Source organism: Streptomyces tirandamycinicus (assembly GCF_003097515.1).
Classification (GTDB): Bacteria; Actinomycetota; Actinomycetes; order Streptomycetales; family Streptomycetaceae; genus Streptomyces; species Streptomyces tirandamycinicus.
On sequence record NZ_CP029188.1, the window covers coordinates 6,188,782 to 6,201,598 of the forward strand.

The following is a 12,817-nucleotide window of genomic DNA, read 5'->3' on the forward strand; positions in this document are numbered from 1 at the left end:
CGCCGCCCAGATTACGGTGCGCGCCCCGCCCGCCCGGCGCCCGTCCCGCTGAACACGGCATTCCGGGCGGACGAAGGCGGGCGAAGCCGGTCGGCGGAGGTCGGTGGCGGGCGGCGGCAGGCGGTGGAGGGCGGTGGAGGGCGGCGGAGGGCGAAGGCTACTGGCCGTCGCCCACCCGGCCGGCGAGCGAACGCGCGGCGGGGCAGCCCGCCACCGCACGTCCGCGTGCGGGCGGCTCCATCGGGCGGCAGCCGCCCCCGCACGAGACGGGGCGGCCCGCCAGGGGCCCGCCGGTGTGCCGCCGCGGGTGCCCCGGCCGGTGGGTTGCCCGCCGGTGTCCCGGCGGGCAACGTGCCGGGTCAGCCCTTCGCGCGGGCGGCCTGCCGGGCCCTGCGGGCCGCGAGCCTCTCGTCGAACTTGGCGGCCTCGGTGTCCAGTCCGCCCATGTACAGCCCCAGTTCCTCCTGGGCCTTCATGCCCTCGGGGCCGAGCCCGTCGATGTCCATCACCTTCAGGAAGCGCAGCACCGGCTGCAGCACGTCGTCGTGGTGGATCCGCAGGTTGTAGATCTCACCGATCGCCATCTGCGCCGCCGCGCGCTCGAATCCCGGTATCCCGTGCCCGGGCATCCGGAAGTTCACCACGACGTCCCGCACCGCCTGCATGGTCAGGTCCGGCGCGATCTGGAAGGCCGCGCCGAGCAGGTTCCGGTAGAAGATCATGTGCAGGTTCTCGTCGGTGGCGATGCGCGCGAGCATCCGGTCGCAGACGGGGTCGCCCGACTGGTGGCCGGTGTTGCGGTGCGAGATGCGGGTGGCGAGCTCCTGGAAGGCGACGTACGCGACGGAGTGCAGCATCGAGTGGCGGTTGTCGGACTCGAAGCCCTCCGACATGTGCGCCATGCGGAACTGCTCCAGCTTGTCCGGGTCCACGGCTCGTGAGGTCAGCAGGTAGTCGCGCATCACGATCCCGTGCCGGCCCTCCTCCGCGGTCCACCGGTGCACCCAGGTGCCCCAGGCGCCGTCGCGGCCGAAGAGGCTCGCGATCTCGTGGTGGTAGCTGGGCAGATTGTCCTCGGTCAGCAGATTGACGACGAGGGCGGTCTTGCCGATGTCGGTGACCTTGGACTGGCCGGGCTCCCAGGCCTCGCCGTCCTCGAAGAGGCCGGGGAAGTTCCGGCCGTCCGTCCACGGCACGTACTCGTGGGGCATCCAGTCCTTGGCGACCTTGAGGTGGCGGTTGAGCTCCTTCTCCACGACCTCCTCCAGCGCGTACAGCAGCCGGGCGTCGGTCCACGCTTCCGAACTGCCGAGGTGGGGAGAGGTGATCGTCACGGGGGCTCCTGGGGGGACGGATGGGACAAGGGCGTCGGCGAGCGGAACGCACGACCGACGACGGCGAGGTGCCGGCCGGATCGCGGCGCGCGTTCTACCTACGGCCTCGTAGGTTACGAAACCGTAGGTTAAAGGCGCGATAAGCCATCGTCCAAGCGCGCGGCCGTCATGTCCCCATGCGCTCTGTTATGTGTGCAGGTCCCGGAGCCGTACGGAGAGGCATGTCACGCAGCCCTCGAGCTTCTCGAACTCGCTGATGTCCACCTGAACCGGCTCATAACCCAGGTCGGTGAACAGCTCCGCCGTCTTGGGGGCGCTCGCCGCCATCAGCAGTTTCGCGCCACCGAGCAGCACCACGTGCGCCCCTGCCTCCTCGGGGACGGGCAGGAATCGCGGGAACAGCGACGGCTGCTCCACCAGCGGCTCGTAACCGATCACGGTTCCGTCGGGCAGGGCGGTCACTGCGGACTTCAGGTGGAGCACCCGCGACACGGGTACCGCGACGACACGTGCCCCCAGCGGCTCGAAGGCCGCCCTGAGCTGCTGCACCCCGGCCGCGTTGGTCCGTCCGCCGCGTCCCACGTACACGGTGTCGCCGACCTTGAGCACATCGCCCCCGTCGAGCGTGCCGGGCTCCCACACCCAGTTCACCGAGCAGCCGAGCCTCGCCACGGCCTCCTCCACCCCGGCCGTCTCCCGGCGCCGGGTCTCCGCCCCGGAACGGGCGATGAGGGCGACGTTGCGGAACATCACCACGGTGTCCTCGATGAAGACCCCGTCCGGGCAGTCGTCGGCGGGCTCGGCCTCGACCGTCTCCCAGCCGTGCGCACGGAGGGCCTCGCCGTACGCCCTCCACTGGGCGAGTGCCAAGGCCGGGTCGACGGTACGGCGCTCCACGTGGGTGACCAGGCCGTCCGCCACACGCGGGCTGGGGCGTCGGATCAGGGCTCTTCTGCTCGGCACAGGCTCTCCAGGGACCGAATTGGGGGGTGGCAGCGCCATCATGAGCCCCACCTGCCCCATTCCGTCCCGTTCCACACGGCACACCGCCCCGCCCCGCACCCGGCCCCGCCCATGGCGGCGTTACCGGACGGACGATGGCCGCGCACCGGGCCCGCTCAAGGCCGCACACCGGGCCCGCTCGAGGCCGCACACCGGGCGGGCGATGGGCGTGCACATGGCGCGCTCCGGGGCAGGCCACGGCGACGGGGCCACCCCGTCGCCGCGGGCCCGCCCCGGCCGTCGGCAGGCGCAGCAGGACGCACCGCGGCGATCCGCGGCCGCCCGCCCACGGGGCAGGCGGCCCGGGGCTGTCTCGGGGCATCCCGTAGTGGACCTCCGCGGCCGCTCCGGCCGCCCCGGGGGCGACTCGCCGAGGCCCCGGCACCCCGCGCACGCCCGACGGCGCACCCGGAGTCACCCGACCACCGGCTCACGCCCTCGCTCTCACGTCCCCATCAACCCCTCCCGTACCTCCTCGGCGGTCGTGGGCCGAAGCCCACCGTCGAGCAGCAGCCAGCGGGTGATGCCCAGCGACTCCAGGAACGTGATGTCGTGGCTCGCCACGATCAGCGCGCCCTCGTACGCCTCCAGGGCCTCCGTGAGCCTCCGCACGCTCGCCATGTCGAGATTGTTCGTCGGCTCGTCCAGCATCAGCAGCTGCGGGGCGGGCTCGGCGAGCAACAGTGCCGCCAGCGCGGCGCGGAACCGCTCCCCTCCGGAGAGCGTCCCGGCCGCTCGATCGGCCCGCTCCCCGCGGAACAGGAAGCGGGCCAGTCGCGCCCGGATCGTGTTCTCCGTCGCCTGCGGTGCGAACCGGGCGACGTTCCGCACCACGCTCAGCTCCTCGTCGAGCACGTCCAGCCGCTGCGGGAGGAAGCGCAGCGGCACCTGCACCGCCACCTCGCCCGCGACCGGCCGCAGCTCCCCGGCGATGGTGCGGAGCAGGGTCGTCTTGCCGGCCCCGTTGCGCCCGACGAGAGCGATCCGCTCCGGTCCGCGCAGATCGAACTCGCCTCCCACACGGGCCCCGTAGCGGAGCTCCACCTCCGACAGCCGCAGGACGCCGCGGCCCGGATGGACCTTGGTGTACGGCAGTTCGACGCGGATCTCGTCGTCGTCCCGCACCGCGTCCGCGGCCTCGTGGAGCCGCTCTCTCGCCTCGGTCAGCTTCACCGTGTGCATGGTGCGGTGCTTGCCCGCCGAGACCTGCGCCGCGCGTTTGCGGGCGCCCATCACGATCTTCGGCTCGCGCTTCTGCTCGAACATCTTCTGCCCGTAGCGCTTGCGGCGGGCAAGTTTGACCTGTGCCTCGGCCAGTTCGCGCTTCTGCCGCTGCACATCGGCCTCCGCGACGCGCACCATCCGCTCGGCGGCCTCCTGCTCGACGGCCAGCGCCTGCTCGTAGGCCGAGTACGCGCCGCCGTACCAGGTCACCTCGCCGTCGCGGAGGTCGGCGATCTGGTCGACCCGCTCCAGGAGTTCGCGGTCGTGGCTGACCACGATCATCACCCCGGACCACGCCTCCACGGCCTCGTAGAGCCGCCCGCGGGCGTAGAGGTCCAGGTTGTTGGTCGGCTCGTCCAGCAGCAGGACATCGGGCCGGGCCAGCAGCAGCGCCGCCAGCCTGAGCAGCACGCACTCCCCGCCCGACATCTCGCCGACGGTCCGGTCCAGGCCGATGTGCCCGAGCCCGAGCTGTGCGAGAGCGGCGACGGCCCGCTCCTCCACGTCCCAGTCGTCGCCGACCGCCGTGAAGTGCTCCTCCCTTACGTCGCCGGCCTCGATCGCGTGCAGCGCGGCCCGGGTTGCGGCGATGCCGAGCGCCTCGTCGACGCGCAACGCCGTGTCGAGCACGGCGTTCTGCGGCAGGTACCCGACCTCGCCCGCGGTCCGCACCCCGCCCTCGGTGGGTGCGAGCTCGCCGGCGATCAGCCGCAGCAGCGTGGACTTGCCCGAGCCGTTGAGCCCGATCAGCCCCGTCCTGCCGGGGCCGACGGCGAGCTGGAAGTCCTCCAGCACCGCGGTGCCGTCGGGCCAGGAGAAGGACAGCGAGGAACAGGTCACATGGGTGGGAAAGGTAGACATACGGGTCTCCCTGTTGCGTCGGAAGAAGAAGGGGCAACGGGCGAGACACCGGTCGGACGGCACAGGGGCCCTGGTCCGGAACGGGACGGCTCGTACGCCGAGGTCGCACACGGGCACGCGGGCGGAAAGCCGCGTGACACGGTGTCTCAGGACCTCAGACGAGCAACGTCCTTCTCCTATCGACGACAACAGGGCCGGATACGAAGCTACGCCCGCCGGGGGTGGCCGGCAAACGATTAATCGGCGACGGCGACGGCGACGGCGACGCAGACAGGACTGGAGACGGAGACAGGGATGGGGACGGAGACAGGACTGGAGACGGAGGCGGAGACAGGGATGGGGACGGGGATCCGCCTGGACGCTGCGGCGGCCCTCAGTGGGCGTCGCGCATCAACTGGGCCAGGTCCGCGTCCAGATCGAGGTGGAGGTGCTCCCGGCCGGCCGGCACGAGCCCCTGGCTCCGCTTGAGGAAGCGGCGGACTTCGGAGGTGCGGATGTGCACCATCGCGGTTCCCTCGGGAGCGTGGAACTCCAGCACGGTCCTGTCGTACCCGTAGGGCCGTACGCGCACGTCGCCCAGCCCGGCGGGCAGGTCCACGCCCTGAACGAGCAGTTCGCGCGAGAACGCCCAGCACACGTCGGTGCCCTCCAGTGTGGCCGGGGCGGGGAACGACATGCTCACGGCGAAGGGGTCGCGGCGGTCGTAGCGCAGGGTCGCCGGCACGGACTCCATCCGTGGCGCGGAGGCGACCAGACGGACCTGCACGGCCTGCTCGATGACGCTGGACAAGGCCCGCTCTCCCTCACTCGCTGCTGTCGACGCCGGTCCACCGCTCGGCCGGGGACGACGTCAGTCCTCTGCCGCAGAGGAAGACGGGAGAACGGCGGAATCCGTGCATCGGAGGGGGACGTGAGCTGCGTCACCGTACGGGAGGCAACCATACGTGAGGTGCCGTGTACGGATCGTGCGGCCGGTCCCGCCCCGGGAGGCCGCCACACCGGCGCGCGGTCCGGGCCCTCGGACCGTGAACGCGCCACGCACGCGGTACGGGAGGCGCTCTGGACCGGGTGCCGGGGGGCCGCTACGTTCTCGCGCCATGAGACCCAAGGGGAAGTCGAGACGAATGGTGTCCGCGGGGTTGAGCGGGGTGGCGCTGGCCGCCGTTCTGGCTGCCGCCCCCTCGGCGGCAGCGCAGGCGGACTCGGGGCAAGCGGACGGCCGGGTACCGCACTGGGAGCTCAAGCAGACCGGGACGGACGTGCGGTTCCGCGGTCTCGCCGCGGTCAGCCGCTCCACCGCGTGGCTCGCGGGCTCCGGGGGCACCGTGCTCCGCACCACCGACGGCGGCCGGAGCTGGCGCGACGTCTCACCGCCCGGGGCCGGCGAGCTGCAGTTCCGCGACGTCGAGGCGTTCGACGCGCGCAGGGCCGTCGTGCTGGCCATCGGCGAGGGCGAGGCGTCGCGGGTGCTGCGCACCGAGGACGGCGGAGCGACCTGGGAGGAGTCGTTCCGCAATACCGACCCGAAGGCGTTCTACGACTGCATGACCTTCTTCGACTCCCGGCACGGGCTCGCGATGAGCGACCCGGTCGACGGCAGGTTCCGCATCCTCTCCACCCGGGACGGCGGCAGGTCGTGGACGGTGCTGCCGACGGAGGGGATGCCGGACGCCCAGCCGGGCGAGGCGGGCTTCGCGGCGAGCGGCCAGTGCCTGGTGAGCTCGGGGCCCGGGGACGTCTGGCTCGCGACCGGCGGCGGTGCGACCGCGCGTGTGCTGCACTCCGCGGACCGAGGGCTGCACTGGACCGTGGCCGAGTCCACGATCCCGGCCGGTGACCCCGCCCGGGGCGTCTTCGCGCTCGCCTTCCGGGACCGGGTGCACGGTCTCGCGGTCGGCGGCGACTACCGCGCGAGTGAGGCGTCCCCCCGGGCGGGCGCGGTGACCCGGGACGGCGGCCGCACCTGGCGGCAGTCCGCGACCCCGCCGCCCGCCTACCGCTCCGGCGTCGCCTGGCTGCCCCACAGCCGCCGGGCCGCCCTCGCCGTCGGCCCCACCGGCACCGACCTCACCACCGACGCCGGGCGCACCTGGCGCACCGTGGACACCGGCTCGTACGACACCGTGGACTGCACACCGGACCTCGGCTGCTGGGCGGCGGGGGAGAAGGGCCGCGCGGCCCGGCTGGAGTGGTGACGACCCGTCGGCCGTCCGGCACCCCTCGGTGATTCACCGGCCACCCCTGCCCTGGTGACGCGGACGGGTCCGGGCCGGTGCGCAGCGTCCGACCGCGGGCCGCTGCGTCCCCCGTGACGCACACGGGCCGGTGCCGGGCAGCCACCCGGTACCGGCCCGTCGTGTCCGGGGCATCCGGTACGGTCCCGTCCTGTCCGAGGTATCCGCAACCGGCCCGTCCTGTCCGGGGCATCCGGTACCGGCCCGTCCTGCCCGGGTCATCCGGTGCCGGTCCGTCGCGCGGCCATCCGGTGCCGCTCGTCCCGGCGTCGCGCGCGAAGCGACGAGCACGGGGCAACCGCCGCGCAACGGGTGCGCGGGCAGCTGCGCACTGCGGCCGCGCGGATACGTGCGCGCGGGCGCGCGGGCACCTGCGTACTGCGGCCGGCCGGTTCGGTCTCGGCCGGGCGCGGGCCCCGCCCGCTCCTCGCCGGGACCGTCAGGCGGAGGGCTGCTCCCGGTACCGCTCCAGCGCGGGCGCCGTCTTCGTCGCGGCGAACTCCGTGATCCGGTACTCGCACACCCCCGCCGCCGTGTAGGGGTCCGACGCCGCGATCCCCTCGGCCTGCTCGCGGTCGACGCCCGCCGCGATCAGCACACCGCCGTCACGCGGGTTCTTCCGGCCGGAGGCGATCAGGACGCCCTCTCCGTAAAGAGCTTCCAGCCAGGCCATATGGGCAGCCTGGTGCTCCTCGACGCGCTCGACGGGCGCCGTGTAGGTCAATTCCAGTACGAACATGATCGGCAGGGTAGCCGCACTAGGCTGGGAGTCACCATGACCGTGATCAGGACACCCGCGGACGAGACCGAGGCCCGTGCGGTGCAGGACGAACTCAGGGCCCGCGTCGTCCTGGACGAACCCGGGCCGCCGCCGGGCACGGGCCTCGTCACCGGGGTCGACGTGGCCTACGACGACGCGCGCGATGCCGTCGTCGCGGCCGCCGTCGTCCTCGACGCCGCCACGCTGGACGTCGTCGAGGAGACCACCGCGGCCGGCCGGATCGCGTTCCCCTACGTACCGGGCCTGCTCGCCTTCCGTGAGATCCCGACCGTGCTCGCCGCGCTGGAGTCGCTGCGCCACGGCCCCGGTCTGGTCGTGTGCGACGGCTACGGGCTCGCCCACCCACGGCGCTTCGGTCTGGCCAGCCATCTCGGCGTGCTGACCGGCCTGCCGGTGATCGGCGTCGCCAAGAACCCGTTCACGTTCACCTACGACCCGCCGGGCGGGCGGCGCGGTGACGGCTCACCACTGGTCGCGGACGACGGCGCGGTGGTGGGACGGGCGCTGCGGACCCAGCACGGCGTCAAACCGGTCTTCGTCTCCGTCGGCCACCGCGTCACGCTCGGCAACGCCTGCGCCCACACCCTCGCGCTCTCCCCGGAGTTCCGCCTCCCCGAGTCCACCCGCCGCGCCGACGCCCTCTGCCGCAGGGCGCTGCGCGAGGCGACGAGCGGCTGACCACCCCGCTCCGGGCACCGGGACGGTCCTTCTCCGCGCGATAGGACGTTACGGGACAGAACGGGCCGGAACCGCCGGGCGGGACCGGGCCGGGCTCAGCGCGCGTCCGCGACGCGGAAGACGACGCCCGCGGCCCGCAGTCGTGCCAGCAGGGCGTCGCCCATCGCGACGGCGGTGGTGACCTGGCCCGCGGTGGCGGGGAGTTCGTCCAGGGCGAGGCAGAGCACCGACTCCGCGAGCATCTTCGCCGTCTCGCCGTAGCCGGGGTCGCCGCCCGACACCTCCGTGAAGACCCGGCGACCGCCGCCCTCCCCGACGAAGCGGACCCGGAACCAGCTGCGTTCGCGCTGCTCCGCGCTGGGGCCGCGGCCGGGCTGGTAACGGTTCATCAGCCACTGGCGGGCGGGCCCTGCCTGGGCGAGCGCGGCCAGCGCGCCGAGCGCGACGGGGCCGCCGAGCGCCACCGGCAGCGTCCGCACCGAGGCGTAGTGCCGGTACTGGAAGTCGGGGCCGTAGCGCTCCAGGCCCGCCGCGGAGCGGGCCACGATCCGGGGGTCGAGCGTCGGCAGCGGGAGCGCCCAGGTACCGGTCTCCCGGCTGAAGCGGGGCGCCCCGAGCGGCGCCCTGGCACGGCGGCCCATCAGTCGTGGCTCATGGAGCCTGCGCTCCCGTGCCGTGCGCGCGGCCTGCCGCTGCCGGCCCATCGCCGTCAGGGCGGAAGCGAACGTCCCGCCGGAGAAGATCCCGCCCGCGCTCACGAAGCCGTCGATGCGCAGCGGCACGTCCCGCGGCAGCTGCTGGACCGTGAAGTAGACCCCCAGATCGTGCGGCACCGAGTCGAAGCCGCAGGCGTGCACCAGCCGGGCGCCCGTTTCGCGGGCCCGTGCGTCGTGCCGTATGTAGACGGAGTCGACGAACTCCGGCTCGCCGGTGAGGTCGGCGTAGTCCGTCCCGGCGTCCGCGCAGGCGGCGACCAGCGGCTCGCCGTACCAGACGTACGGGCCGACCGTCGTCGCCACTACGCGCGTCGACTCGGCGAGCGCGCGCAGCGCGTCCGGGTCGTCGGCGTCCGCGACGACGAGCGGCAGCCCGGCGCAGGCCGGGTTGATCGCGGTGAGCCGTTCGCGCAACTGCTCCAGCCGTGCTCTGCTGCGGCCCGCGACGGCCCAGCGGCAGTCCTCGGGGGCATGGGCGGCCAGATACTCCGCGGTGAGGGTGCCGACGAATCCGGTCGCGCCGAAGAGCACGATGTCGTACGGCCGCTCCGGCCCGCTCTGCCTGTTCATCGGCCCTCCACCCCGTTGTGAATCCTGTCCCGCGCCGTTTGTCGCCGGCCGAGGCTAGCGTGGAGCCGGACGACGCGCTGCACCGGGAGGACGGGATGGCACCACCGCCGAGAGCCGCTCTGGCGAAATGGGAGAAGGTGCGGTCCTTTGCCCTGGGCCTGCCGGGGGCGGGGGAGGAGTTCCCCTGGGGTGACACGGTGGTCAAGGTGAACAAGAAGATCTTCGTCTTCCTGGGTGTCACCGACGGCAGCCACCCCCTCGGAGTCGGGGTGAAGCTCACGGACGAGGTGTCCCATGCGCACGCCCTGTCCTGCCCCGGGGCGGAGCCGTCGGGGTACGGCCTCGGCAAGGCGGGCTGGGTGCGGGTGCCGCTGGCCGGGAAGGGCGCCCCGGCGGCGGAGCTGCTCTGCGACTGGGTCGAGGAGAGCTACCGCACCGTCGCCCCGAAGAAGCTGATCGCCGAACTCGACGCGCCCTGACGCGCCCTGGCGAGGGTGGCGAGGGTGGCGAGGGGCGGCGACCGGCGCCGGCACGGTGGCCACGGAGGTACGGCGGCCTCGGCGGCGCGGGCGGACCAGGGCCTCACCGGTAGTCGTCCGGGTGGTCCTGCATCCAGGCGGTGTGGTCACGGACCGGCACCGGCGGCGGTGTGTCCCCGGCCTCGGGGGTGGCGGCGTCCCCGGACGCGGACATCGCGTGCGGAGGGCTGCTGCCGCGGTGCCGCCGTCGCGGGCGCCGCCCCGGCACCGGTCGCGGCTTCCCACGGTCGCGGCTTCCCACCGTCGCGGACGGGCCCCGGGCGGCGGAGACGGCGACCGGCGCGCGAAGCGGCCCCGGCCGTCAGTGCCGCCGTCGGTGCGACGAGCGCCGCGGCACGCACGGGGCGGGGTATAGGCAGGGAAACTACCGGTCCCGGATCGGACGGCGGACCCCGTCGCCGATCGGGGGCGACCAGGCGCTTGCTCGCCCCAAGGGCTTGTGCGGAGTGGAACGTGTTCTTAACATCGCCGATGTTACATCAGTTGTGTCACAGTGCTGGGGGCTTCATGGCAGCGACAGGGCACGGCCCGCCGAGCGGTCCGCTGGCCGGTGTGCGGGTGGTCGAACTGGCGGGCATCGGGCCCGGCCCGTTCGCCGCCATGCTGCTGGCCGACCTCGGAGCCGACGTCGTGCGCGTGGACCGGCCCGGTGGCCCCGGGCTCGCGATCGACCCCGCGCACGACCTGACGAACCGGAACAAGAGGTCCGTACTGATCGACCTCAAGGCCGACGGGGGTGCCGGCCGGGTCCTCGACCTGGTCGAGCGCGCCGACGTACTCATCGAGGGCTACCGGCCCGGCGTGGCCGAGCGGCTGGGGGTCGGGCCCGAGGAGTGCCGCGCCCGCAATCCGCGGCTGGTCTACGGCCGGATGACCGGCTGGGGCCAGGAGGGGCCGCTCGCCGGGCGCGCCGGGCACGACATCGCGTACATCGCCATCACCGGCACGCTCGGCATGATCGGGAAGGCGGACGAACCGCCCGTGGTCCCCGCGAACCTCCTCGGCGACTACGCGGGCGGATCTCTGTACCTCGTCATCGGCGTGCTGGCCGCACTCCAGCACGCCCGCGGCCCCGGCGGCACCGGGCAGGTCGTGGACGCGGCGATCGTCGACGGCGCCGCGCACCTCGCCACGATGATCCACGGGATGATGGCCGCGGGCGGCTGGCAGGACCGCCGGGGCGCCAACCTGCTCGACGGCGGCTGCCCCTTCTACGGCACCTACGAGACCGCCGACGGCCGGTACATGGCGGTCGGCGCGCTCGAGAAGCAGTTCTACGACGAGTTCATCCGGCTGCTCGGGATCGAGGACGAGGTGCCCGCCCGCAAGGACTTCGCCCGCTGGGGGCAACTGCGCGCCGCCGTCGCCGAGCGCTTCCTGACCAGGACGCGGGACGAGTGGACCGCGGTGTTCGAGGAGTCCGACGCGTGCGTGGCGCCGGTGCTCTCGCTGCGGGAGGCGCCCGGCCATCCGCACCTCGTGGCCCGCGGCACCTTCACCGGCCACGGCGGGATCACCCAGCCGTCCCCGGCTCCCCGCTTCTCCGCGACCCCCGGCGCCGTCCGCCGTCCGCCCGCGCAACCCGGCGCCGACACCCAGGAGATCGCCCGCGACTGGGACGTTCCCGGCATCCTGGACGCCTGCGCCACCCGACCGGACCCGACCGCAGCCGGCCCGAAGGGACTTCCGACATGAAACGACAGATCTTCGACGCCGAGCACGAGGCGTTCCGCGAAACCGTCCGCTCCTTCATCGGCAAGGAGGTGCTGCCCCACTACGAGCAGTGGGAGAAGGACGGCATCGTCTCCCGTGACGTCTGGCTGGCGGCCGGCCGCCAGGGCCTGCTGGGGCCCGCCGTGCCCGAGGAGTACGGCGGTGGCGGGAACTCCGACTTCCGGTACAGTGCCGTTCTCGCCGAGGAGTTCACCCGCGCCGGCGCCCCGGGCCTCGCGATCGGGCTGCACAACGACGTCATCGGCCCGTACCTCACCTCCCTCGCCACCGAGGAGCAGAAGAGGCGCTGGCTGCCCGGCTTCTGCAGCGGCGAGATCATCACCGCCATCGCGATGACCGAGCCCGGGGCGGGCTCGGACCTCCAGGGCATCCGCACCACCGCCGAGGACTGCGGCGACCACTGGCTGCTCAACGGGTCCAAGACGTTCATCTCCAACGGCATCCTCGCCGACCTGGTGATCGTCGTCGCCAGGACCGCCCCCGAAGGGGGTGCCAAGGGGCTGTCGCTGCTGGTCGTGGAGCGCGGCACGGAGGGCTTCGAACGCGGCCGCAACCTCGACAAGATCGGTCAGAAGGCGCAGGACACGGCCGAGTTGTTCTTCGACGACGTGCGGGTCCCCAAGGAGAACCTCCTCGGGCAGCGCGACGGGGCGTTCGGCCACCTGATGACGAATCTGGCCCAGGAGCGGCTGAGCATCGCCGTCGCCGCCATCGCCGCCGCCGAGCACCTGCTGGAGATCACGACGCGGTACGTCAAGGAGCGCGAGGCGTTCGGCCGGCCGCTGGCGAAGCTCCAGCACATCCGCTTCGAGATAGCCGAGATGGCCACCGAGTGCGCCGTGACCCGGACGTTCCTCGACCGCTGCATCGTCGACCACTCCGACGGGCGGCTGGACGCGGTGCACGCCTCGATGGCCAAGTGGTGGGCCACGGAACTGCAGAAGCGGGTCGCCGACCGATGCCTTCAACTGCACGGCGGCTACGGCTACATGGCGGAGTACCGGGTCGCCAGGGCCTTCACGGACGGCCGCATCCAGACGATCTACGGTGGCACCACGGAGATCATGAAGGAGATCATCGGCCGCGCGCTGCTCTCCTGACCGGCCGCTCTCCCGGCCGGCCGGCGGACGTTCCCTCCCGGGTC

The 12,817-nt window shown here is 73.3% G+C and carries 11 protein-coding genes; 5 read left to right on the forward strand and 6 right to left on the reverse strand.

The features are described 5' to 3' along the window. Positions 1-359: 359 nt before the first annotated feature. The 4 genes from DDW44_RS27015 to ssgD all read right to left on the reverse strand — a co-directional run bounded on the left by DDW44_RS27015 (position 360) and on the right by ssgD (position 5,211). A complete protein-coding gene (locus tag DDW44_RS27015; RefSeq protein WP_018888958.1) occupies positions 360-1,334 on the reverse strand; it encodes an acyl-ACP desaturase in 975 nt (324 codons plus the stop codon). A 186-nt stretch (positions 1,335-1,520) separates the two neighbouring features. Next, positions 1,521-2,297, reverse strand: a complete 777-nt coding sequence (gene ddaH / locus DDW44_RS27020) for a dimethylargininase (RefSeq protein WP_108908080.1) — start codon at positions 2,295-2,297, stop codon at positions 1,521-1,523. 483 nt (positions 2,298-2,780) lie between these two features. After that, a complete protein-coding gene (locus DDW44_RS27025; RefSeq protein ID WP_206307352.1) occupies positions 2,781-4,421 on the reverse strand; it encodes an ABC-F family ATP-binding cassette domain-containing protein in 1,641 nt (546 codons plus the stop codon). A 373-nt stretch (positions 4,422-4,794) separates the two neighbouring features. Continuing rightward, a complete protein-coding gene (gene ssgD, locus DDW44_RS27035) occupies positions 4,795-5,211 on the reverse strand; it encodes a spore wall synthesis regulator SsgD (RefSeq protein ID WP_017944250.1) in 417 nt (138 codons plus the stop codon). Between the two features lie 307 nt (positions 5,212-5,518). Here ssgD and DDW44_RS27040 point away from each other — a divergent pair, with 307 nt between their 5' ends. Beyond that, positions 5,519-6,616: a WD40/YVTN/BNR-like repeat-containing protein gene (locus DDW44_RS27040; protein WP_208648015.1), complete on the forward strand. Its 1,098-nt coding sequence runs from the start codon at positions 5,519-5,521 to the stop codon at positions 6,614-6,616. A gap of 478 nt (positions 6,617-7,094) precedes the next feature. Here the strand turns inward: DDW44_RS27040 and DDW44_RS27045 are convergent, their stop codons facing one another. Beyond that, a complete protein-coding gene (locus tag DDW44_RS27045; protein WP_026281520.1) occupies positions 7,095-7,394 on the reverse strand; it encodes a YciI family protein in 300 nt (99 codons plus the stop codon). A gap of 36 nt (positions 7,395-7,430) precedes the next feature. Between DDW44_RS27045 and DDW44_RS27050 the strand changes: the two genes are divergently transcribed. Further along, positions 7,431-8,114: an endonuclease V gene (locus tag DDW44_RS27050; protein WP_018888963.1), complete on the forward strand. Its 684-nt coding sequence runs from the start codon at positions 7,431-7,433 to the stop codon at positions 8,112-8,114. A 95-nt stretch (positions 8,115-8,209) separates the two neighbouring features. On the opposite strand, the gene DDW44_RS27055 is transcribed toward DDW44_RS27050, so the two are convergent. Further along, on the reverse strand, positions 8,210-9,400 hold the full coding sequence (locus DDW44_RS27055; RefSeq protein WP_108908083.1) for a saccharopine dehydrogenase family protein: 1,191 nt from the start codon (positions 9,398-9,400) through the stop codon (positions 8,210-8,212). 95 nt (positions 9,401-9,495) lie between these two features. On the opposite strand from DDW44_RS27055, the gene DDW44_RS27060 reads away from it, so the two are divergent. The 3 genes from DDW44_RS27060 (at position 9,496) to DDW44_RS27070 (ending at position 12,773) form a co-directional block, all read left to right on the forward strand. Continuing rightward, positions 9,496-9,879 (forward strand): MmcQ/YjbR family DNA-binding protein, encoded by a 384-nt coding sequence (locus DDW44_RS27060; RefSeq protein ID WP_170814584.1) that lies wholly within the window; start codon positions 9,496-9,498, stop codon positions 9,877-9,879. A gap of 567 nt (positions 9,880-10,446) precedes the next feature. Next, entirely contained in the window at positions 10,447-11,634 is a 1,188-nt protein-coding gene (locus DDW44_RS27065; protein WP_244224121.1) for a CaiB/BaiF CoA transferase family protein, read from the forward strand. Continuing rightward, on the forward strand, positions 11,631-12,773 hold the full coding sequence (locus DDW44_RS27070) for an acyl-CoA dehydrogenase family protein (RefSeq protein ID WP_108908086.1): 1,143 nt from the start codon (positions 11,631-11,633) through the stop codon (positions 12,771-12,773). Before DDW44_RS27065 ends, DDW44_RS27070 begins: the two co-directional genes overlap by 4 nt. Positions 12,774-12,817: the final 44 nt, after the last annotated feature.